Raw genomic sequence first — 21,956 nt, forward strand, 5'->3', positions numbered from 1 at the left:
TGTGTATTAATATAATAAGCCTCTTCCAATACAATCATTACAAGAAAATGAGTTTGGAAGGGGTTTTAAAATGGAAGAAAAAAAGATTACTTACAAAGAAATATTGAAGATGCCGAATTGCAGAAAGCTTATAACATCGAATCTTATTAACAGATTTGGAGACTCGGTGGATGCCATTGCATTTACCTGGCTTGTGTATCAGATTACAGGAAGTGCAACCTGGTCAGCACTTATATTTGGATTAAATCAGCTTCCCGGCATATTTGTTCAGCCATTTGCAGGCCCCTTTGTTGAGGGAAAAAATAAGAAGCATATTGTTATAGCTACTGACATTCTCAGGGGACTGATAATAGCAGGTTTTGCAGCGTTGTACTATATGCATCTTGTAACACCAATCCTTATGGCAGCGTTTACCCTGATCATAACAACTGTGGAGTCATTTAATCTTCCGGCATCATCAGCATTTGTTCCGGAGCTTATAGATGAAAAGCATTATGCAACAGCCACAGGCTTTAACATGACAGCTTCTAAAATATTTGAGCTTATAGGTATGGGCGCGGCAGGAGCTATTATTGCTGCATTTGGCGTCGGATCAGCAATGATCATCGATGCAGCCACCTTCTTTATCGGAGCTTTGATAATAGCAACTATCGAATATAAAGGCTGCGTTCTTAAAAATGAGGAAATTGCAAATCAGGACTACAAGACGAAATTTACAGAAGGAATCAAATACCTTTTCAAGAATTCGACTGTGCTTTACTTTTGCTTCCTTTGCGTACTTTTGAACTTTATACTCACACCGCTTAACAGCTTTTTAGCACCTATCACATCAGAAGTATATGGCATGGATAGTAATTTCATGAGCTTTTGCGTGATGCTAATGTCAGGCGCTACAATCGTTGCATCCCTCATAATGCCTAGGATCATTGATAAAGTTTCCTTTGATTCACTGGCTATATTACTTGGATCGATCCTCGGACTTACATGTGTTATTCTTTCCTTTGGCGGAGTTGTAAAAGGAAATGCTATCTTTGCATATATGCTTGGCGGAGCCTGCTTTATTTCACTTGGCTTTACCTCAGGGCTTCTCATGAGCTGCCTTAATGTTACCTTTGTAAAGGTGGTAGATAAGGACTATCTTGCCAGAATTGGTGCGGTTTTTAATGCTATAGCTGTAGCAAGTGCGCCTGTAGCGACATTTTTGGTAAGTATGCTTGCTCTTCATTTAAGCGTAGCTAAGATCCTGTTTTTCTTTGGAGCGCTGGGAACGATATTGTTTATAGGAATGTTCTTTTTCCAGAATAAAAAATTGTTACAGGGAGTAATAGAAAATGAAGCATAATCTATGTGAGAATATCAAGAAAAATCGCAAAGCAAAGTCTTTTACCCAGGAACAGCTTGCTGAGGCTGTCGGAGTGAGTGTCGGAACGGTTTCCAAGTGGGAAAACGGAAACTGTATTCCTGACATTTCTATGATAATGGAGCTTGCCGATTTTTTTGAAATCTCTGTGGATGTGCTTGTTGGTTATGATACACCTTTGAAGAAAGTCCCTGAAATACTTGATAGAATAGATGACTATTATAAAAAGCATGAGCTGGATGAGGCTATGATGGAATGTTCAAAGGCTCTTGTTAAATATCCCAATAATTTTGACCTTCTGATGATCGCTGCAAGAATCCGGTACATAATGTGGCTTGAGAACAGAGCAGAAAATAACCGAAGGCTTGCGAAAGAGCTGTATAAAAAGGCCCAGATTAATATTCCGGATGACGAAAAGAAAACCCGCAACGAGTTTACTATACTTCACAATCTGGCACTGCTTGAGAAAAACACAAAGAAAAGGATCGAGCTATTAAAAGAGATAAATATCAATGGCATATTAGATGCGGAGATTGGCGAAGTATACCGGGATGATAAGGATATAGAAAAGGCCTATGAGTTCTTTTCAGAAGGCCTCTATCTAAGCAGCATGAATGTGATCAATGTTACCGGTCGGTGGATTGATCCTCTTTTGCATGAGGGAAAATATGACACCGCGCTTAGTATGATTGGTTATTCGGAGATGATCTTAAAAACAATCTACAAAGAATCAAAAGCCAGCTTTGGAACAAAAATGCTCGCAAATCTTGAAATAATAAAGGCGGTTATATTTGAGGCGCAATCAAAACACTCAGAAATGAGAGAATGCGTAGAAAAGGCGGTGGAAGCCGCAAGGATATTTGATGAAGCTCCCGCCTATGTTATTGTTGCCGGTGCCACTTTTTGGCTTAGTAAAACCACAGAAGATGCACCGGTTGCATTTGACGATCAGGGGCCTTCTGCCATGAAGGCTGTTGAAGGTATAGTGAGCGAGTTTTGCGATGAATTTACGGGCGATATAAAAAAGGCTGCAAAAAGTGTGCAGAAATATATGTCTTTTGTTTCTTGATTAATCTAATCATGCAATCAATTTGTAAGCTTACATAAAAAGCTTAGAGAGGCTTTCTACTGAATCAACCATGAAATCTGCACCGGAATTCATTATCTCTGTAGGGCTGCCATATCCATATGTCACAGCGATGCTGTCTACTTCTGCACCAACAGCGCCTTTGATATCATAGGCGGTATCACCTATCATCACACATTCATTCCTGTTCAGCCCATATTTTTCTATGGCAATTTCTATGAGACGCTTTTTATCAGAACTGTGATCGGACAGATCTGGTCCCACCATATGGTCAAAGTATTTGGAAAGACCTACTTTATCCATGATTTTTTCTGAAAATACAAGAGGCTTGCTGGTTATCAAAATAACAGTGAAGCCTTTTTCTTTGAGACTTTTAAGGAGCTCAGGTATACCTTCATATATATCAACGTCGTACATGTTTTCTTTTTCATAGATATACCGGTAACTGGCAACAGCCTCATCGCAGTCTGCCCCGGTCAGATGATATTCTCTATTGAATGAATCGAAAAGAGATGGCCCGATGAAACTTCTGAGCTTCTCTATGGGCTGATCTGTTATTCCAAGATGTGTAAGAGCATACTTCACTGATGACATAATTGCCCTACCGGAATCTGTAAGTGTTCCATCCAGATCAAACATAATAACCTTGTAAGGACAGATATACTGTTTTACTTTCTGCATTATGTCTTTCAGATTACGAATATCTTCTGCAATATGCGTGGTTTCAAGGGAATGGTTGGCTTTATCCACTGTGTAAAGCTTAAGTTCAAGCTCTTTGCATTTTGCTTCGGCGACGTCATTTGGACACCAGGGGTCATCAAGACCATGGAAGACTACGCCTGCATTTTTTCTTATTATGTCAAAAGTCTGCGGAACAGGGGTAAATACAAGGTGCCTGGCCCCAATCTGCAGTTCATTGTCAAAATGCGCAGCCAAAGCTGTGCCAATACTTTTTCCTATAAAAATAACATCACTGTAATCTTCAAAAGAAATATTGCCAAGGACTTCTTTTATCTGATCAGCGGCTGTTTCAAAAGCATCCTGCATTCTGATCTTGTCATTCATAATCTCACGTGCTTTATGAGGGAATTTGTAATTAACCTCGATTATTTCATAACTGTTTTCACGGGCGATTCTTTTTGAAAAATAAAGAAGTGGCTTATCACTGTGATAACCCATGCCCGGGAAAATGACTGCAAGCTTTTTGTTGTTCATGCATGCCTCCAAATATTTACAAATGAATCAATAGCAAAACCAATAACGATTAGGTTTTGTTTTCGAAAAAATGATATCATATTTATGGTAAAGAAAACAAAAGAAATGGAGGTTTTTCATATGTGATACATAAGCATTACAAAGTGGAATTAACTTTTTACAATGGATTTGTGTCATTCATAAGCATTGTAATGAGGAATTAACTTTTACAAGTGACTTATGTGGTTCATATGAAAACATTACTATGCTTGAGAGGATAATAGAACCAGGAGAATATTTACCGGATGAGCGTAAACGCTTTAATAATGCTGCTTTAAAGGCGATGATCATACCGCTCCTTATAGAGCAGCTTCTGCAGATGGTGGTAGGACTTGCAGATACCATGATGGTCAGTTATGCAGGCGAAGCCGTGGTTGCCGGTGTAGGGCTTGATACCATGGTATACACCATTTTCATATATCTGTTTACAGCTATCTCCGCAGGAGGATCGGTAGTTGTATCCCAATACATAGGAAGTAAGGAAAAGGATAATGCGGATTTATCCGCTTCTCAGATATTTTTTATAGGTGGGGCACTTTCTTTGCTATGTATGGTGATGATGCTTTTTTTCGGATCATCTCTTCTTCAGACAATGTATCCTAAGGCAGAGGCAGATACCCTGGAAGCATGCAAGATATACATGTGGATTGTGGCCTGGTCTTTTCCTGCGAATGCTGTTTATAATGCCGGGGCTGCAGTTTTTCGTGCAATGGGACAGACCAGAGTAACCATGTGGGTTTCATTTGTAGCTAATCTTGTAAATGTTGTGGGAAATGCGATAGGAATCTTTGTTCTTAAAGCCGGTGCTGCAGGAGTTGCATGGCCTACTACGATTTCATGGTATGTGGCTGCATTTATTATGACAGCCCTGTGCATAGAGACAAAGGCTTCTGATGATCTTTTGGAAAAAATAAAAGCAATGAGTTATCCCAGAATCAGTATAAGGATTCGGGATTCACTACGCCTGGATGCTCCCATGGCAGGGCGCATTTTAGGTGTAGCAATTCCAAACTCCATAGAAAATACGCTTTTTCAGGCTGCCAAGGTTGTTCTTGGTATGCTTACAGCAACCTTTGGAACCTCGCAGATAGCAGCAAACACCACAGGGCAGACATTCTGGTCTTTGGCTGCATGCATGGGCATGTCCATGGGAACGGTGTTCATCACAGTAGTCGGGCAGTGCGTAGGAGCAGGTGATTACGAAGCTGCCGAATGGAATATTAAAAAGCTCACAAGGTTGTCCCTTGTACTTGCGCTCATCTGGAATGTTATAGTAATGGCGCTGACTCCGATTTTACTTACTTTATATAATCTCTCCGATGAGACTAAGCGTCTGATACTGATAATAGTTGCAATACATAATCTGTTTTCCGCGCTGGTCCAGCCCTTTTCCGGACCGCTTTCATCCGGCCTTCGTGCTGCAGGGGACGTGAAATTTACGATGTGGGCGTCTATCTTTGCTACGGTTGTATGCAGAACAGCTCTGTCATTTATCCTTGCTTTGTGGATGGGAATGGGTGTCATAGGAATAGCTCTTGCTATGGTGCTTGACTGGTGCATAAAGGCTGCGCTGGATATATGGCGCTTCAGAAGCGGAAAATGGAGAGATCGGAAGATAATTTGATAAGAGTAGAGGAGTACTACAGGAAAAGGATAACAGTAAAGTAGTGCTAGCTACAGGAAAAAGAGAACAATTAAGTGGCGCTACGGGGAATGCAGGGAAAAGATAATAGTAAGTAGTACTACGGAAGATACAGAGAAAAATAGCAGTTAAGTAGTACCACGGGGGATGTAGGGAAAAGATAACAATAAAGTAGTGCTATGGGGATGCAGAAAAATGAAAACAGCAAATCATTACCATATAAGAAAAATCATTAAATTTATACTTGCTGTTTTAATAATTCTTATTATGGCAGGTATACTGATTATATATTTTTTTAGGGCTACCAATTATATGCACCATAGGATGATGTACAAAGGTGGTGTAAATGAAACTACATACTTGGATATTAATGGACAGCAGCAATATGTATCGATGATGGGAGAGAACACATCGAATCCGGTGATTATCTATCTTCATGGAGGACCTTCTTCTCCGGATACATTTATAAGCTATTGTTTTTCAGATTACCTCACCGATGAATATACAGTTATTGCCTGGGATCAGAGAGGATGCGGAAGAACTTATTTTAAAAATGAAAAGACTGATCCTGATAATCAGACAGCTACCTTTGAACAAGCTTTGGAGGATTTGGATGTGCTTGTTTCCTATGCCTGTGACAGATTCGAGCAGGACAAGGTCATTATTATGGGACATTCTTATGGGACTGTTTTGGGAAGTGTCTATGCAAAGTCACATGCAGAGAAGGTGCAGGCATATATAGGAGTTGGACAACTGGTATCCCTGGCAGATGCAGATATGTACAGCTACAATGATGCCATGGAAAAAGCGAAGGCTGCAGGAAATGATACCTCCGCTATGGAAAAAGCGTATGAAGAATATTGCGAGAATCCGGGGATTCCCAATTTACTCTCACTTAGAGATCAAACATCAATCTATCATCCTGTGGAAAAACATGCAGATCAGTTTGGATTGGCGCTATTTTCTCCATATACGGGCATAGATGACTTGCGGTGGTTTTTATTTCAAATGGGAGATATCAATAAATATGTAGACAAAAATAAGCAACTCTTTGACTTTGTGCTTTCCTTTGATGCGTACAAAGAATCTGTGGACTATTCTATGCCGTTCTGTCTGATATCCGGTTCAGAAGATTGGGTGTGCCCTGTGAAAAAAGCAGAGCAGTACCTTAAGGCTATCAGCGCTCCTATGAAGAAAATGTATAAACTGGAAGGATTCGGGCACGATGCACATTGTGCAGACCCGGAGGAATTTGCAAAAGATGTGAAGGAGTTCTTGCATAGCCAGCCGTAAGATGAGGAAGATTTATTGGATAGCCGGATATATGATGAGGAAGATTCTTGGATAGCCAGACAAAAGATGTGAAAGATTCTTGGATAGGCAGACATAAAATATGAAAGATTTCTTGATGGCGGCCTATAAAATGAATGTTAAAGGCTGTGTCAACGGGAAAATTGCTTCTTCCACCTTGCATTTGAAAAAAAACCTGGTGGAATTGCATCTTTTTTGACTATTTTGCTTACATAATAAAGGATAGTTCTGCTACTATACAGAAAAGTGTGAAAGGTAGCAGAACAAAAAGCGCCAGCCATTCTGCTACTATACAGAAAAGCTGGCAAGGTAGCAGAACAAAAAGCGCCAGCCATTCTGCTACTATGCAGAAAAGTGTGAAAGGTAGCAGAACAAAAAGCGCCAGCCATTCTGCTACTATACAGAAAAGCTGGCAAGGTAGCAGAACAAAAAGCGCCAGCCATTCTGCTACTATGCAGAAAAGTGTAAAAGGTAGCAGAACAAAAAGCGCCAGCCATTCTGCTACTATGCAGAAAAGTGTGAAAGGTAGCAGAACAAAAAGCGCCAGCCATTCTGCTACTGTACAGAAAAGTGTAAAAGGTAGCAGAACAAAAAGCGCCAGCCATTCTGCTACTATACAGAAAAGTGTAAAAGGTAGCAGAACAAAAAGCGCCAGCCATTCTGCTACTATACAGAAAAGCTGGCAAGGTAGCAGAACAAAAAGCGCCAGCCATTCTGCTACTATACAGAAAAGCTGGCAAGGTAGCAGAACAAAAAAGCGCCAGCCATTCTGCTACTATACAGAAAAGCTGGCAAGGTAGCAGAACAAAAAGCGCCAGCCATTCTGCTACTGTACAGAAAAGTGTGAAAGGTAGCAGAACAAAAAGCGTCTGACATTCTGCTACTATACAGAAAAGCGTGAAAGGTAGCAGAACAAAAAGCGCCAGCCATTCTGCTACTATAAAGAAAAGTGTAAAAGGTAGCAGAATGAAAAGGTACTTCACATCGGAGCTTCTGCTACTATCTCAGGAAGCCAAGATAGCAGCATAACAGAAAACTCTTGAAATTCTACTGTTTATGCTACATCTTATTAAGTATGGAAAAGTTTGGGGAGGAAATACAACATGAGAATAAAGAAGGCTCTGGCAGTAGTGATATCTGCTTCAATGATGCCCGGAATTATCGGATGTGGGGCAAAGGTAAAAGCAGCCTCAGCAACAACAGCGAGCACAAAAGCAGAATCAGCTTCGACAACAGATGCAAACACAAAAGAAGATACAAATTCAAATAAAAATGTAGATACAGATGAAATCCCGGGAAATGGAAGGCACTTTGTTCAATATAATGGACACTTATATTTTAGAATTCCCAGCGAAGATTCAATGAATGCATCAGCAATTTGGGGCACCTACGATGAAGTAGAAAACAGTGCCGGAACAATTGTTGCAATGGACTGCGAGACCTTGGAAACAGAGAATCTATTTGAAGACATGTCACAGGGACCTATAGTGATATCCGGGAATCGTTTAATACTTGGTTCAAACAGCACTACGGGACAACATAACGTCCGCTCGATTTCCTTGGAGGAATTTGACTCAAAATCACCGGAGGGATCAGGCTCAAAATCACCGGAGGGATCTGCCTCAAAATCACTGGAGGAATCTGATTCAGCAGACCTCCCGGGAACATATATATACGGCACACAGCCTTCAGGAAAATATTTTATTACCGGAGGCTTTAATTCTGATGATCATAAATTGCATTTATATATCTGTGATGAAGAGGGTAATTATATAGAACCTGATACTTCTAATAGACTATTTGATTATGCAACGATAGGAAAAACGCAGCTTTTTTGCATAACAAAGGAAGATGAAGAATCTTATAGCATTTCGGGATTTGACCTTACGACAGGTAAAGAAACCGTTTATGGTGAGATTCCTCAGATGTCTGAGACGGAAGCAATCCCTTGTAAAATAAGACAATTTATTGAAGAGGATGGGAATGCCTATCTGCAGCTTTCATTTTATAAGGGAAAAGAACAAAAATATAAAGGCTCAAGCTATGCAAGGCTAAAAGTTGGCAAAGCAGGCAGCTTGGAAGGAATCACTCCTGATGAAACATTTGTTAATTCCAAGGAGGAAAGACTTACTCCTTCAATAATGCTAAAAAACGGAAAACTTACCCTTGTCAAAGGAAGACCGGATGTTGCATCACTTGATGTTGAGGGATATATCGGTTTTTACAATGAAAATGGGGAATTTGTACAAGTAGCACCCGGCTATGAAACTGCTTATACTGATAAAAAAAGAGATACAAGAATGGCGGTTGAAGTTGTAGAAGCTGCGGAAGGTTATATATACGTTGTTCAAAATAAAGAGTGCAGAGTTCCGGAGGATGATGACGGCCTAAGATACGCATATAGAAGAATGGAAACATGGTTCAAGCGTATTGATGAAAAAACCGGTGATACTGAGATAATCAGCCATATTGTAAATCCGACTTTTGATAAATCAGATATTGATGAATCGGATAATGATAAATCGGATAATGATAAACCAGATATTGCTGAATCAGATATTGATAAATCAAATATTAATGAATCAAATACTGATAAAGCAGATAATAATAAATCGGATACTGATAAAGCAGACATGGCTAAGTCCGGAGAAACTGCTATGGAAAAGGCCCTTACCAGAGATTCTCTTAAAGGCCTTGTGAGAAATGATATTCTTAAAAGGTTCCGTGCATTTACCCCATACAGACAAGGGAGCAGTGTTGAAGATGAGGCATTAAGACTCGGATTCTGGGTAAAGGATTCCATTGGAAGTCAGATGCCGGAAAGCATAAAAGAGCATGGAGAATCAATTGGGCAAAAGTACGAGTTTTACTTCGGAACAGATATTGGAAACAACTTTAACGATAATTTTCCCCGTATTTACCAGGTCTATTTTACGCTAAAGGACTATTACATTAATGGCAGAAATAAAGAATTCTATAATAGTGTTTTAGAGGATAATTCATATTTAGGCGATGGAAATCCGCAAACTATTAAGCAGATGTATGAAGACTTGAAGGTATTCATCACTGATTGTAATAACTTCATAAGAAGGAAGAAATGATGGAACTAAGTAATTAGCACCACAAATCATTTTGTTCAGAAAAAATCATTCATTGACAATAACATAAGACATGTTATCATAAAAAATATAAATCTACAGAAAGAGCACATTTGTGTAAAGGTGAAGAAATGCGGTATTAATGATCATTTTTAAGTTAACACGATGTTTTACCTGGGGACAGGTTTATTTGTGTACGCTTGAATTTGATCAGAGCATAGCATCTGGCAATTATGACATGATGCTGGCTCAGCAAGTCCACCTGGCAATGCTTCATATGCCGGATGAACTTGTTTCGCTATTATTCTTCACTCTTACGTATTTGCTGGTTGGCTTATATATAGGATTGATTTAGCGAGTCTGTTTTTGCGTACGCATGTATGCAGGAGCAGGCTTTTTTATAGCACGAGGAAATAGCTTTCCTATGCTATAAAAAACACTCCGTGAGGATGCGCACTACTGTGTATGACATTTCACTAGGCTCGAAAAAACCTCGCCAAGTGATCTGCACATCGCGCGAAAGGAATATGTTGCATGCTGCAACCGCGCTCGGCGTGATAATGTCGCAAGCGACATTCGTTTCTTGTTTCATAGAAAAATGTTTTTCTTTGAAATAAAAAACGCTCCGAGCGGATGAGCATTCGCTTAAATCCCCGGGAGGAAGGAGCTATATGGCACAGATAAATGTTACAGGCCTTACTTTTGGATATGAAGGCAGCTTTGATAATGTTTTTGAAAATGTTTCATTCATGGTGGATACCAATTGGAAACTTGGATTTATCGGAAGGAACGGAAAAGGAAAAACCACCTTTTTGAATCTTCTAATGGGAAAATATGAGTATCAGGGAAGTATATCGTCAAATGCATATTTTGACTATTTTCCCTATGAAGTATCGGAGAAAGACCTTGAAAAGACAGCGGACGAGCTTATGGAAAAATGGAAGAATGGCGTTGAAAGCTGGCGCGTAATGTGTGAACTTCCAAAGCTATCGGTAGATGCTGAGCTTCTTTACAGACCCTTTAAAACCTTAAGCTACGGTGAGAGAACCAAGATAATGCTGGCAGTTCTTTTTTCAGGAGACAATGATTTCCTGCTTATCGATGAGCCTACGAACCACCTGGACATGGAGGCGAGGGATATTGTAAAGGTGTACCTGTCTGAGAAAAAAGGCTTCATATTGGTTTCCCATGACCGCGATCTGTTGGATGCCTGCACAGATCATGTACTTGTGCTGAACAGAGCTACTATTGAAGTACAAAGCGGCAATTTTTCAAGCTGGTGGGAAAATAAGGAGAAGCAGGATGCTTTTGCCAGATCTGAAAATGAAAAGCATTTAAAAGAAATTGGCAAGCTTAAGGTAGCAGCAGACAGAACTGCAAGATGGGCTGAGAAAAGCGAGAACAGCAAAATAGGATTTGATCCCATAAAAGAAAATGACAGATCAATATCAACAAGATCCTTCATAGGTGCGAAAACCAAGAAAATGCAGTCGAGAGTAAAGTCCTTTGAAGACAGAATGAATAGAGAAATTGAGGAAAAGGAAGGACTTCTTCAGGATATTGAGGAAACTATTGATTTAAAGATCATGCCACTTAAGCATCATAAGGAAAGACTTATAGAATGCAGAGATTTATCCCTTAGATATCTTGATGGTAATGAAAATGTGATTGAGAATCTGACATTTGAAGTGCGTCAGGGAGAAAGGGTATTTCTTACAGGCGCAAATGGCAGTGGGAAATCCAGCCTGATAAAGGCAATACTTACTAAAAATGCGAATTCTGCAAACAGCAAAGCTATGGATGGTGTAGTGGGTGAATATGATGAGCGCATAAATGCACCTGACAGAAAAATTATTGGAAATATGGAGATTTTCGGTGAATTGAGCGTAGCCGCAGGTCTTAAGATATCTTACATCAACCAGGATACATCGCATTTGAAGGGGAGCTTACTACAACATGCAGGAAGAAACAATCTGGACTATAGTCTTTTTCTGTCAATACTAAGGCAGCTCGACATGAACAGAGAACAGTTTGCTAAGAACATGGAGGATTTTTCAGAAGGACAGAAGAAAAAGGTTCTGATAGCATCAAGTCTTTTGACACCTGCGCACCTATATATCTGGGACGAGCCGCTAAATTATATCGATGTATTTTCAAGAATGCAGATAGAAAGGCTTATTGAGAAGTATGCTCCAACAATGCTTCTGGTGGAGCATGATGTGAGGTTCAGAGAAAAACTTTCATCAAAAGAGATTGTTCTGTGAAAAAACAAATTCAGATAGCATGAAAAGATAAGGCATATTCTCAAAGAAAGACTCCTAAAAAAATCCTCCCGGAAAGGAGGATTTTTTAGGAGTTTACTGTGATTCTGCCAATTTTTATGTTTTTCATAAGCTTTTCATTTATTTCCACGTTATGCTGTGGCAGGATAACACTTTGGAAATAATCACCATCTCCGCTTAGTAATTTGCCGGGATCATCATCAAAACCGGAAAAATCAGTACTCACCGCTAAATCCCCGGCATATTTTGCCGCAAGTTTTTGCCTGTAAATTGCCAAATAGATAAGTGAATCATCAAGTCCTGTTTTCTTAAGCTGTTCAGCATTCATCTTTTGGAAAACATCATTGGCTTCAAGCCTGGCGGATTCTTCCTCTGATGAGTTTAATGTGATTCCGGCCATACGAGCTTCATCGGAATATATCGCATGTGATAAATATGTATTTATCGCAGTTTTCATGGCTAATTCACTGACAAACTGAGAGTTTGGTCCGGCAGAAAAGTGTGTGTTCCACCAATGCAACGGGTCTGCAGGATCATATAAAACAGCCTGTTTTTGGACGAACTCTTCAGTGATGTAAATATAATAGCCAAACTCACGCAGGGTCAAATGATTGTCATCCACAGAAATGAGTACTTCATCCAGATGGTCTTCATATTTGAAAACTGTCGCGGTTTTATAAATCTGCGCTCCAATGATCGCAATGATACCTGATATTACCAAAATTATAATGATTTTTTTCTCATTACCAGTCATAAAAGTCCAGACTCCTTTTGAGCTTGAATTACTATGCCTGATCCTACATTACCGCAAACTTATCTGAAATAAAATAGTACCTTTTGGTGTTATTTTTTATCTAAAAAATACCTGTAAAGCATGATATAAGTGAAGCTGCCATGCTTTGATATCGTGTACTCCTCCGGGTATGATGTAAAAATCGTAATTTTGTCCGGGTATAAGAAGATCGGATTTTTCTACGGCTTTTTCCATAATATCCTTGTGCTCTTCAAAAGCGATGTCCTTATCGCCGTTTCCACAGAACATATAGCCAAGTTCGTAACCCTTCTCTTTTCCGCTTTTCAGGGTATGGCAGATTCTTTCAACTTCATGATCATGGTCACCGTGGGGGCCGCCGCATCCGGAAAAAGGACCATACCATGCGAACAGATCAAAGCTATTGTAAAATGCTGCTCTGTAGGTGGTCATAGAACCCAGTGAAAGCCCTGCAAATGCACGATGCTGACGAGTCTTTATAAGATTTTCCTCGGATACATCACCATCTGTATAGCAAGCGTATTTACTCTCTATTGCAGGGAGCAGATCATTCCTGATCTCATGCATGAAGTTCTCACATCTGGATTCATCGAAAACATGCTGATCTGCTTCGTTATGATAGAAGGTTGGGGTCACAATGATACAGGGATCGCAGATTTTTTTCTCAATCATGTTATCCAGGATCGTAACTGTTTCAGGAAAATCTTTAAACCAGTAAGTATGATTGCATGCTCCGCCGTGAAGCAGATAAAGAATATTGTATTTTTTATTCTCATCATATCCATAGGGAAGGTAAACATACGCTTTTTTATGAAGCTTTTCTGAAGGCTCAGCATATGTCTGAGAATCATATTCAAACAGTTCAACGTGGCCTTTTTTATCGGTTTCCTTGAGCATTTCTGCAGGCATTTCATAGATGTAGTCCATTTTAGTTTCCTCCGTCAGTTAAATAGTTATTTTAAAAAATTGGGAATCTAACCAAATTGCTGCCTCACAAAGTGAGAGTACCTTTACATAAATTGTTTTTAAAAAAGTTATAGAATAATTATATATGAAGCAAAGGCAGTACACTATTTAGATATTTTGATTAATTGCTCAGATAATGCTAATTTGTTGGAACACATGGGGAATGGGGTATTGATCTAACTAAAGATCCGGGAATGTTTGTAGCAGTAAAATGTTAAAGTGATAAGGTTGATTGTGATAAGATAATTAGAGATTTTCATGGAGGCTTATCTGGAATGAACATGTTGAAAGTTTCTTTTTCAAAGATACTGACGGTGACAGAATTCCTTCAGAACAGGAACTGGCTGCCACAGATGAGATGGAAGTTTTCGAAGCTCATTATCATAACCACACAGGCCAGGAAATGTCTGAAGATGAAATCAAAGCAAAGATTGTCGAGTACGACACTTATCATTATGAAGATTTAACCGGAGACATGAGTTACGATGAACTGATTAACCAAGAATGATTATGATGTATCAGCATAAGGCAAAAATCAGGAGCGCAAAATAGTGAAGAATTCAGAAGCGGCAAATCACAGTAAATACAAACTTGCAGAAGCTATAAAGGGGTGTATGAAAACTACTTCAGTCGAAAATATAACAGTTAAGCAGATTGTGACTGAATGTGGGTTTTCAAGGCAGACTTTTTATCGAAACTTCATAGACAAATATGACCTGATTAATTGGTACTTTGACAGACTTCTTGAAGAGTCTTTTCGGGAGATGGGAACAGGTCAGACTCTTCGTGAAGGACTTGTCAGAAAGTTCCAGTATATTAAACAGGAGCGGATATTCTTCACTGCGGCATTTAAATTTGATGAGCAAAATAACTTAAAAGACCATGATTTTTACATGATCTATGAATTTTATTGTGGCAAGATACGTGAAAAAACAGGAGAGCTTCCTGAAAGAAAAATAAGAAAACTTCTGGAAATGTATTGCCAGGCCTCAATATATATGACTGTTAAATGGGTTCTTGGTGGAATGAAAGAACCTGAAGAGGAACTAATGACCCTCATGATAGATGCGATGCCATCGCGCCTTGAAAAACTTTTTAAGGAAATACGTATACTATGAACTCTTTCCGGTAAAATATGCCGGAAAGGTTTTTTGTTTAATTCCTCCGAATTAAACAAAAAAACGCTCCGCTATGGATGCGCACTCGCGCGTAAGGTATATGTTGCATAAATGCAACCGCGCTCGGCGCGAGCATGTTGCTCGCAACATGCTTTTTCACCGATACATCATAATGGAACATTTTAGATAATGTGTAACTTATTTTTATTCTGCTAAAATGCTAAGCTTATTAAGGATTTAGATTATCCGTGTAACAATTAATTTGTTCTTGAGTACGGGAAACGTTACTCGGAATATAAAAAGTTTTTGGGAGGTTTAAGCATTATGGCAAACAGAATTTCTCTTAATGGCACATCATATCATGGTGCCGGTGCGATCAAGGAAGTTGTAAATGAGATCAACACTCGCGGTTTCAAGAAAGCATTTGTTGCTTCTGATCCTGATCTTATTAAATTTGGAGTTACAGCTAAGGTAACAGATCTTCTTGATGAAGTAAAATTCCCTTATGAAATATATTCTGATATTAAACCCAATCCGACCATTGAAAACGTAAAAAATGGTGTTGCAGCCTTCAAAAAGTCAGGTGCAGATTGTATTGTGGCTATTGGTGGAGGATCTTCAATGGACACATCAAAGGCAATCGGTATCATTATTACAAACCCTGAATTTGAAGATGTACGTTCACTTGAAGGTGTTGCGCCTACTAAGAATCCTTGCGTTCCTATCATTGCAGTTCCCACAACTGCCGGCACTGCAGCTGAGGTTACAATTAACTACGTAATTACTGATGTGGAAAAAGAGAGAAAGTTTGTATGTGTAGATACAAACGATATGCCTATTGTTGCAGTAGTTGATCCAGAGATGATGTCATCTATGCCTAAGGGTCTTACAGCTGCTACAGGTATGGATGCTCTAACACATGCTATCGAAGGCTATACAACCAGAGCTGCATGGGAAATGACAGATATGTTCCACCTTGAGGCTATTAAGCTTATTTCAAAGCATCTGCGCGGAGCGGTTGAGAATACTAAGGAAGGCCGCGAAGGAATGGCACTTGGTCAGTATATAGCCGGAATGGGATTCTCCAATGTTGGACTTGGTATTGACCATGCTATGGCACATACACTTTCAGCCCACTATGATACTCCTCATGGTGTTGCTTGTGCAATGTTCCTGCCTATTTCCATGGAGTTCAACCGTGAATACACAGGTGAGCGCTTAAGAGAAGTAGCAAGAGCAATGGGTGTTGAAGGCGTTGATAACATGACACAGGACGAATACAGAGATGCTGCTATTAATGCAGTTAAAAAGCTTTCAGAGGATGTTGGCATTCCGAAGACACTCGACAAGATCAAAGAAGAGGACCTCGACGTATTAGCTACAGATGCTCTTAATGATGCATGCTATCCCGGAAATCCGAGAGAAGCAACTAAAGAGCAGGTTATTGAAATGTTCAGAATGCTGATGGCATAAAAAACAATTTTTTTAGGGCACCCGGAGATGGAGTTTGTATACCGCTTTTTGGCATACAAACACCGTCCACGGGTGTTATTTTTTATTCAATAGGAAATTCCTTCGGATTTCCTATTGAATAAAAAGCGCTCCGCTAAGGATGCGACTGGTGCGCAGATGAATTTTGCAAGCTAAAGCTTGCGCGCACCAGCGCGCAAAGAGTCGCGAGCGACTCTTTGTTCTATCATAGGAATATTTTCACAAATAAACCGAATAATGTTCTCTTAATTGTTGACAAAGACCTTGGAATGAGACTATATTGAATTAACAGAACAATATTCGGTTTATGGAGGTGAAGACTATGGCTAATGAAAAAGTACTGTTCCAAGCAGGATACTACGAGTTAATAAGGACACAGGGCTGAACTTCCAGCTCAACAGATTCTATACCTACGGAGTCTTTTCCAAGGATGAGCTGATGGATATTGGAGGCAGGATAGACAGCTTCGAGAAGTGGATTTCTATTTTCATGGAAACCGGAGAAAAGGCAGAACAGGAAGGTGAACTTCTTAAGGCAGCCACATGTTATCGGGCAGCTCAGTTTTACACACTAAGCGGAGAGAAGGATTCTGAGGGGAGAAACCTTAAACATGTGCTGTACGACAAATGCATGAAACTTTATAATGAGTACTATGAGCAGATTCCTTATCTTAAAGTGGTAAGGATTCCATACAAGAATTATGAACTGCCGGTCTATTACGCAGAGTGCGAGCATTCCAAGGGGACTATTGTAATCCACGGCGGATATGACAGCATAGCACAGGATCTTTTGGCTATGCTTCCGTATTTCTATGAACTATCATATAACGTATATTTCTTTGAAGGACCCGGGCAGGGTGAAGTTCTGATGCGCCATGATGTCAGGATGACACTGGAATGGGAACATTGCACCGGCGCAGTTCTTGATTACTTTGGCTTGGATGATGTAACGCTAATTGGCGTTTCGCTTGGTGGATATCTTGCAACTAGAGCAGCTGCTTATGAAAAGAGAATTTCCCGCCTTGTAATGTATGACCTCATATATGATTTTTATGGCGCAATTCTAAGCAAAATGGGGAACTTCGCAAAGTTCTTTGATTATCTGACAAGGCATCCAAAGAATATTTTATGGAAGTCACTGAATAAGAAGTTTGATCAGAAATACTTTACCAAGTGGCTCCTTTTACAGGGCTATGCAATCTACGAGGGTATTCATACTCCGTGCGAATATTTCAATCATATAAAGCTTTACAATACGAGAGAAATATCAAGGCTGATCACTCAGGATACACTGGTGCTTGCGGGCGAGGCTGATCTCTATACAGTATTTTATCAGGATCAGCTGGATGCACTGGTTAATGCACGCAGTGTAACTGGAAGACTTTTTACAAAAGAGGATCAGGCAGACCACCACTGTCAGATTGGCAACATGGGGCTATTGCTTGATACCATCGCAGGATGGATTGAGGAGAAAACTAATGGCAAGGAAAGCAGTACTTGAAGGCGGCAAACGAGATGAAATTATAATGACCGCGATGAAACTGTTTTTTGAACATGGATACGAAGCGACTTCAGTCAGGATGATAATGAATGAGGTCGGCGGCGAGATAGGAATGTTCTATCACTATTTTAAGTCAAAAGACATGTTGTTTGACATGGTCGTCGAACGATTTTTTAAGGAATACCGTGAAAAGTTTGAAATAATTCTTTTAACATGTAATACACGTGAGGATCTGGTGAAGATGCTGGCTCCTATTTACGATAAATCCATGGAGGATTTTGATAAGCTTAAGGGAAACATCCACTGGACGGTTCAGTCTGCAATGCATGAAGGAACTCTTCTGGCGCTGAAACCTGCTATAAGGTCTCTTATAGAAAGGTGGAATGTAGCTAATAAGGCTGATCCTGAAATCCTGGCAGGTCAGGTTTTATTTGGATTGTCCGCGACTATTCATTCAGAAGCATTTAATAAAATGGATCCGGCAGAAAAAGAGAAATGCATTTTGGATTTCATCGGAAGAATACTGGACTGATAAAGTTCGCAGTTCTTTACTAAAAGATTTCAATACATTTTTTCGCTGTGCGAAGGAGATGTGATGAACTATATTCGGTTCTTGAAAAGTGGTCCGCAATGGGATTAAAAAAGGTGAAAAGGATAGAGAATAATGATTGTTGAGATTATAGATCCATATGAAAAACAGGCTATCGCAAGAAAAGTGCTGGAAGCTCTCACTGACTGGTTCGGGATAGAAGAGAGCAGAGAGGAATACATTAAAGGCAGTGCCGGCTGGATATTCTTTGCGGCGAAGGAAGAAGATGAGGCTATTGGATTTCTTGCTTTAAAAGAAACAGGAAAGGCTACTGTTGAACTGGCAGTCATGGGAGTTTTAAAAGACCATCACAGGAGCGGAGTTGGACGGCAACTGGTAGAAAGGGCGAAAGAAACTGCCATGACTCAGGGATATGAGTTCATGCAGGTTAAGACTGTGAAGATGGGCGTTTATGAGGATTATGACAGGACAAATCTGTTTTACCAAAGCTGTGGCTTCAAAGAGTTTGAAGTTTTTCCACTTCTTTGGGATGAGGCAAATCCCTGTCAGATCTATGTAATGTCTTTGAAATGATATCGCTGAAGATATTTCTGGATGAATATCGAAAAAGGGAATGAAAATGAACACAAAAGAAATTGATGAAATAATCAAAAAATGAGGGAAGGAATCAATGAAAACACTAATTATTTACACATCACAGACAGGGTTTACAAAGAGATACGCTCAGTGGCTTGCTGACAGAGTGAGCGGAGATCTTCTTGATCTTAAGGATGCGCAGAAAAAGGGGTTGGATTATTTTGACGGCTATGATGCAATTTGCTACGGCGGATGGGCTATGGCTGAAAAAATTGTGAAGTCCAAATGGTTCCTTGAGAAGGCCGAAAACTGGAAGAAAAAGAGGCTTGCTATGTTCTGCGTCGGTGGTACTCCAAATGGAGAACCTCAGGCGGATGCGCTTTTAAAGAATGCGCTAACTGACGCTCAGAGGGAGTATATTAAGGTGTTTTACTGTCAGGGTGGAATGAGCTACGAAAAAATGAATGCGCCTACCAGGATCACTATGAAGATGTTTGTTTCTGCAGTCAGAAATAAAAAAGATGCAACTGAGGAACAAAAAGAAATGTTTGAGAGGATGGCTTCATCCTATGACATTTCAGACATCAAGTATATTGAGCCTATTGCAGAATATCTTGCAGGAATGGACGAGGAAAAAGCTGTATAAAACGCCAGTAAATTTCAGCAGATTTTTTTGTAAGTTCTACCGGAATATATTTCAGGATAATTAACTATAAGTATTAAAAAAACCATTGACTCTTCCCTTAGGGAACCCCTTAAGGTGTGTTTATAAACAAGAAGGAGGTTTCGAAAATGGAGAAGAAAATGACATCTGGTGAAATGGCAAAGAAGGCGGGGGTATCACAGAAGGCAATCCGCCTTTACGATGAAAAGGGTTTGCTCAAGCCTACCGGCTATTCGGAGGGCAATTACCGCTTATACGATGATGCAGCGCTGCAGATTCTGGAAAAGATTGTGGCACTCAAGCAGATAGGCTTTTCTCTTGAGGAAATTCGTGACAATTTGAAGAGTGGAGAGGCCAGCGATATTAAGGGTGCTTTGGAAATCCAGCTTCAGAAGATGGAGGAAAAGAAATACCAGCTTGAGAAGATCACTGATGCAATTAAAAGAACTTTAGCCCGCAAGGAGGAGCTTGATTGGGATGATGTTGCTGGGATTGTGCAGTATGTTAGTGCTGATCAGTCTGCTGATGAGCGACATTGGGATGCGCTGAAGCATACAGGCGGAGAATTAGATTGGTATGTAAGGATTTTCCAGTCGATTGGATTAAAAGATAATAGCAGAGTTCTTGACCTTGGATGTGGATTTGCAAAGCTTTGGAGAAACAATTGGACTGACATTCCTAAGGGAACAAAGATTACTGGATATGATATTCATGGTAGCTGGGCGGATAACTTTGCACAGTTCATTCCTGAGAACGAAGATACACTTCCGGAAGGTGTAGAGATTAAGCTTGAATTTGCTGATCTTGAAGATGAAAAGACCTGGAAGGTAATTGAAGAGACGGGGGTATACGATGTTGTTGTAGTACACTACCTTGATTCTGAGGTAAAGGATATCGAGGCTATTGTTGCACACGCCAGCAAGGTAGTCTCTGAAGATGGACTTTTTTCATTCAATGGTGCAAATGTGGCAAACTGGAACAACATCTTCAAAGAGACAATTGAAGCTATTGGGGAAGATGCTTCTTTCATAGATAAAACTATTTTCGCGCAGACAGAGAAAAGACAAGAGTATATTTTCATGATGGAGAAATACTTTACAAGAGTGGAGTCGGTTCTTTTGCCAAATTTCTGGCATTATACTGATGCAAAAGAAATTGTTGAGAAGATGAAGGATTACTACAAGGACCATGAAAAAACCATTGCCGGTTATGAGGACAAGCTTATTTCATTTTTCAACGATAAAATTGATCAAAACGGCGAGTTTGTACTTGAAGCAAGAAGCCAGTTTTGGCACTGCTACAAGAAGTGATTAAGGTGGAGGAGACAAATGGGGAACATACTTATAGATGATGCAAAGTTTGTTAAAGAGCAGTATAAGAATTCAAGCGGACTAAGTACGAGGATTTCAATCCATGACAAGTATTCAACCAATAAAATGGGTTTGCATAATTGGTATTTCACAGTCATGAAGTTTGAAGACGGAATGAAAGTTCTGGAACTTGGTACCGGAAGTGCAGTTATGTGGGTAAACCATAAGGACATAATAGGCAGGTTGTCGCAGCTGGTATTGTCTGACATGAGTGAAGGTATGCTTGCTGAAGCAAAAAAGAATCTTGAAGAGCTGACAGGGGTTGAGTTCGAAGTCATTGACATTCAGGATATTCCATATGAAGACAATACCTTTGATGTAGTTATTGCCAACTGCATGCTCTATCATGTGCCAGACATAGACAAGGCAGTATCTGAAGTTCGAAGAGTGCTAAAGCCCGGTGGATACTTCTACGCAGGAACATCTGGAAAGAATGGCATACTTGAAACTATTGTGGATATTCTCGGACAGGATATTTCCTATGATAATAATTTCTCCCTTGAAAACGGTGGAGAGAAACTTAAGCTATGCTTTCCCAATGTGGAAATCGAGCGCTACAAAGACTCTCTTGAAGTAACTAATATCGATGACCTGATGGACTATATATATTCCGGAATCACATTTGAGAATTCCTGCACTCTTTCCAAAGATGAGGTAAGAGAGAGACTGACGGCACATATGGTTGGTGGAGTACTCAAACTTCCTAAGGATCCGGGACTCTTTGTCGCTTGGTGAAAATGATTATCTTTCAGCAGTGCGCCCAGCCAAGGGTGTTTAATCAAGCGGGTGAAAATCCTGCTTTGCGAAGGTCTAACCAACCAGCAAGTAGCGAGTCTTGCGTAGCAGTCGGTAACGACTGATGCGAAGCGTAGACAGCAAGTTAGCAGGGATGAAATGCTATTGAGCCTCGAAAAG

General features: G+C 40.0%; 20 protein-coding genes. 17 read left to right on the forward strand and 3 right to left on the reverse strand.

The window, feature by feature from the left end; genetic code table 11:
- Positions 1-70 precede the first annotated feature (70 nt).
- Both ACHCNF_RS17085 and ACHCNF_RS17090 read left to right on the forward strand, forming a co-directional pair.
- Positions 71-1,342 (forward strand): MFS transporter, encoded by a 1,272-nt coding sequence (locus tag ACHCNF_RS17085; RefSeq protein WP_408072262.1) that lies wholly within the window; start codon positions 71-73, stop codon positions 1,340-1,342.
- Positions 1,332-2,429 carry a helix-turn-helix domain-containing protein gene (locus tag ACHCNF_RS17090; protein ID WP_408072263.1) on the forward strand — a complete coding sequence of 366 codons (1,098 nt, stop codon included), beginning with the start codon at positions 1,332-1,334 and terminating at the stop codon, positions 2,427-2,429. The genes ACHCNF_RS17085 and ACHCNF_RS17090 overlap by 11 nt, the downstream gene beginning before the upstream one ends.
- A 30-nt stretch (positions 2,430-2,459) precedes the next feature.
- Here ACHCNF_RS17090 and ACHCNF_RS17095 read toward each other — a convergent pair whose 3' ends face one another.
- Complete coding sequence (locus ACHCNF_RS17095) at positions 2,460-3,662, reverse strand: HAD hydrolase-like protein (protein ID WP_408072264.1); 1,203 nt, start codon at positions 3,660-3,662, stop codon at positions 2,460-2,462.
- A 244-nt stretch (positions 3,663-3,906) separates the two neighbouring features.
- Between ACHCNF_RS17095 and ACHCNF_RS17100 the strand changes: the two genes are divergently transcribed.
- The 6 genes from ACHCNF_RS17100 to ACHCNF_RS17125 all read left to right on the forward strand — a co-directional run bounded on the left by ACHCNF_RS17100 (position 3,907) and on the right by ACHCNF_RS17125 (position 12,016).
- Positions 3,907-5,325: an MATE family efflux transporter gene (locus ACHCNF_RS17100; RefSeq protein ID WP_408072265.1), complete on the forward strand. Its 1,419-nt coding sequence runs from the start codon at positions 3,907-3,909 to the stop codon at positions 5,323-5,325.
- Between the two features lie 213 nt (positions 5,326-5,538).
- Entirely contained in the window at positions 5,539-6,636 is a 1,098-nt protein-coding gene (locus tag ACHCNF_RS17105; protein WP_408072266.1) for an alpha/beta fold hydrolase, read from the forward strand.
- A gap of 266 nt (positions 6,637-6,902) precedes the next feature.
- Positions 6,903-7,454 (forward strand): hypothetical protein, encoded by a 552-nt coding sequence (locus ACHCNF_RS17110; RefSeq protein WP_408072267.1) that lies wholly within the window; start codon positions 6,903-6,905, stop codon positions 7,452-7,454.
- Between the two features lie 97 nt (positions 7,455-7,551).
- Positions 7,552-7,683 carry a hypothetical protein gene (locus ACHCNF_RS17115; RefSeq protein WP_408072268.1) on the forward strand — a complete coding sequence of 44 codons (132 nt, stop codon included), beginning with the start codon at positions 7,552-7,554 and terminating at the stop codon, positions 7,681-7,683.
- Between the two features lie 74 nt (positions 7,684-7,757).
- Positions 7,758-9,755 carry a hypothetical protein gene (locus ACHCNF_RS17120; RefSeq protein ID WP_408072269.1) on the forward strand — a complete coding sequence of 666 codons (1,998 nt, stop codon included), beginning with the start codon at positions 7,758-7,760 and terminating at the stop codon, positions 9,753-9,755.
- A gap of 668 nt (positions 9,756-10,423) precedes the next feature.
- Complete coding sequence (locus ACHCNF_RS17125) at positions 10,424-12,016, forward strand: ATP-binding cassette domain-containing protein (protein WP_408072270.1); 1,593 nt, start codon at positions 10,424-10,426, stop codon at positions 12,014-12,016.
- Between the two features lie 85 nt (positions 12,017-12,101).
- Here ACHCNF_RS17125 and ACHCNF_RS17130 read toward each other — a convergent pair whose 3' ends face one another.
- Both ACHCNF_RS17130 and ACHCNF_RS17135 read right to left on the reverse strand, forming a co-directional pair.
- On the reverse strand, positions 12,102-12,788 hold the full coding sequence (locus ACHCNF_RS17130; RefSeq protein WP_408072271.1) for a hypothetical protein: 687 nt from the start codon (positions 12,786-12,788) through the stop codon (positions 12,102-12,104).
- Between the two features lie 96 nt (positions 12,789-12,884).
- Positions 12,885-13,733 (reverse strand): alpha/beta hydrolase, encoded by an 849-nt coding sequence (locus ACHCNF_RS17135; protein WP_408072272.1) that lies wholly within the window; start codon positions 13,731-13,733, stop codon positions 12,885-12,887.
- A 314-nt stretch (positions 13,734-14,047) separates the two neighbouring features.
- Here ACHCNF_RS17135 and ACHCNF_RS17140 point away from each other — a divergent pair, with 314 nt between their 5' ends.
- The 9 genes from ACHCNF_RS17140 (at position 14,048) to ACHCNF_RS17180 (ending at position 21,776) form a co-directional block, all read left to right on the forward strand.
- Positions 14,048-14,239, forward strand: coding sequence for a hypothetical protein (locus tag ACHCNF_RS17140; protein WP_408072273.1), 192 nt, complete (start codon positions 14,048-14,050; stop codon positions 14,237-14,239).
- An 81-nt stretch (positions 14,240-14,320) separates the two neighbouring features.
- Positions 14,321-14,890: a TetR/AcrR family transcriptional regulator C-terminal domain-containing protein gene (locus ACHCNF_RS17145; RefSeq protein ID WP_408072668.1), complete on the forward strand. Its 570-nt coding sequence runs from the start codon at positions 14,321-14,323 to the stop codon at positions 14,888-14,890.
- Positions 14,891-15,214: 324 nt separating this feature from the next.
- Positions 15,215-16,363 carry a lactaldehyde reductase gene (fucO, locus tag ACHCNF_RS17150; protein ID WP_408072274.1) on the forward strand — a complete coding sequence of 383 codons (1,149 nt, stop codon included), beginning with the start codon at positions 15,215-15,217 and terminating at the stop codon, positions 16,361-16,363.
- 456 nt (positions 16,364-16,819) lie between these two features.
- Positions 16,820-17,881: an alpha/beta fold hydrolase gene (locus ACHCNF_RS17155; RefSeq protein WP_408072275.1), complete on the forward strand. Its 1,062-nt coding sequence runs from the start codon at positions 16,820-16,822 to the stop codon at positions 17,879-17,881.
- On the forward strand, positions 17,859-18,413 hold the full coding sequence (locus tag ACHCNF_RS17160) for a TetR/AcrR family transcriptional regulator (protein ID WP_408072276.1): 555 nt from the start codon (positions 17,859-17,861) through the stop codon (positions 18,411-18,413). The genes ACHCNF_RS17155 and ACHCNF_RS17160 overlap by 23 nt, the downstream gene beginning before the upstream one ends.
- A gap of 132 nt (positions 18,414-18,545) precedes the next feature.
- Positions 18,546-19,004: a GNAT family N-acetyltransferase gene (locus tag ACHCNF_RS17165; RefSeq protein WP_408072277.1), complete on the forward strand. Its 459-nt coding sequence runs from the start codon at positions 18,546-18,548 to the stop codon at positions 19,002-19,004.
- 97 nt (positions 19,005-19,101) lie between these two features.
- Positions 19,102-19,653 (forward strand): flavodoxin domain-containing protein, encoded by a 552-nt coding sequence (locus ACHCNF_RS17170; protein ID WP_408072278.1) that lies wholly within the window; start codon positions 19,102-19,104, stop codon positions 19,651-19,653.
- 146 nt (positions 19,654-19,799) lie between these two features.
- Complete coding sequence (locus ACHCNF_RS17175; protein ID WP_408072279.1) at positions 19,800-20,981, forward strand: MerR family transcriptional regulator; 1,182 nt, start codon at positions 19,800-19,802, stop codon at positions 20,979-20,981.
- A gap of 18 nt (positions 20,982-20,999) precedes the next feature.
- Entirely contained in the window at positions 21,000-21,776 is a 777-nt protein-coding gene (locus tag ACHCNF_RS17180) for a class I SAM-dependent methyltransferase (RefSeq protein ID WP_408072280.1), read from the forward strand.
- Positions 21,777-21,956: the final 180 nt, after the last annotated feature.

The organism is Butyrivibrio sp. NATIVEDY162, from assembly GCF_045999815.1.
GTDB lineage: Bacteria > Bacillota > Clostridia > Lachnospirales > Lachnospiraceae > Butyrivibrio.

Bases quoted from the DNA above. Each gene is read 5' to 3' on its own strand.
- ACHCNF_RS17165 (WP_408072277.1), top strand. From the start codon at position 18,546: ATGATTGTTGAGATTATAGATCCATATGAAAAACAGGCTATCGCAAGA.
- ACHCNF_RS17170 (WP_408072278.1), top strand. From the start codon at position 19,102: ATGAAAACACTAATTATTTACACATCACAGACAGGGTTTACAAAGAGA.
- ACHCNF_RS17100 (WP_408072265.1), top strand. From the start codon at position 3,907: ATGCTTGAGAGGATAATAGAACCAGGAGAATATTTACCGGATGAGCGT.
- ACHCNF_RS17155 (WP_408072275.1), top strand. From the start codon at position 16,820: ATGGATATTGGAGGCAGGATAGACAGCTTCGAGAAGTGGATTTCTATT.
- ACHCNF_RS17105 (WP_408072266.1), top strand. From the start codon at position 5,539: ATGAAAACAGCAAATCATTACCATATAAGAAAAATCATTAAATTTATA.
- ACHCNF_RS17120 (WP_408072269.1), top strand. From the start codon at position 7,758: ATGAGAATAAAGAAGGCTCTGGCAGTAGTGATATCTGCTTCAATGATG.
- ACHCNF_RS17095 (WP_408072264.1), bottom strand. From the start codon at position 3,662: ATGAACAACAAAAAGCTTGCAGTCATTTTCCCGGGCATGGGTTATCAC.
- ACHCNF_RS17160 (WP_408072276.1), top strand. From the start codon at position 17,859: ATGGCAAGGAAAGCAGTACTTGAAGGCGGCAAACGAGATGAAATTATA.
- ACHCNF_RS17130 (WP_408072271.1), bottom strand. From the start codon at position 12,788: ATGACTGGTAATGAGAAAAAAATCATTATAATTTTGGTAATATCAGGT.
- fucO (WP_408072274.1), top strand. From the start codon at position 15,215: ATGGCAAACAGAATTTCTCTTAATGGCACATCATATCATGGTGCCGGT.
- ACHCNF_RS17140 (WP_408072273.1), top strand. From the start codon at position 14,048: ATGAACATGTTGAAAGTTTCTTTTTCAAAGATACTGACGGTGACAGAA.
- ACHCNF_RS17125 (WP_408072270.1), top strand. From the start codon at position 10,424: ATGGCACAGATAAATGTTACAGGCCTTACTTTTGGATATGAAGGCAGC.
- ACHCNF_RS17085 (WP_408072262.1), top strand. From the start codon at position 71: ATGGAAGAAAAAAAGATTACTTACAAAGAAATATTGAAGATGCCGAAT.
- ACHCNF_RS17090 (WP_408072263.1), top strand. From the start codon at position 1,332: ATGAAGCATAATCTATGTGAGAATATCAAGAAAAATCGCAAAGCAAAG.
- ACHCNF_RS17180 (WP_408072280.1), top strand. From the start codon at position 21,000: ATGGGGAACATACTTATAGATGATGCAAAGTTTGTTAAAGAGCAGTAT.
- ACHCNF_RS17175 (WP_408072279.1), top strand. From the start codon at position 19,800: ATGGAGAAGAAAATGACATCTGGTGAAATGGCAAAGAAGGCGGGGGTA.
- ACHCNF_RS17135 (WP_408072272.1), bottom strand. From the start codon at position 13,733: ATGGACTACATCTATGAAATGCCTGCAGAAATGCTCAAGGAAACCGAT.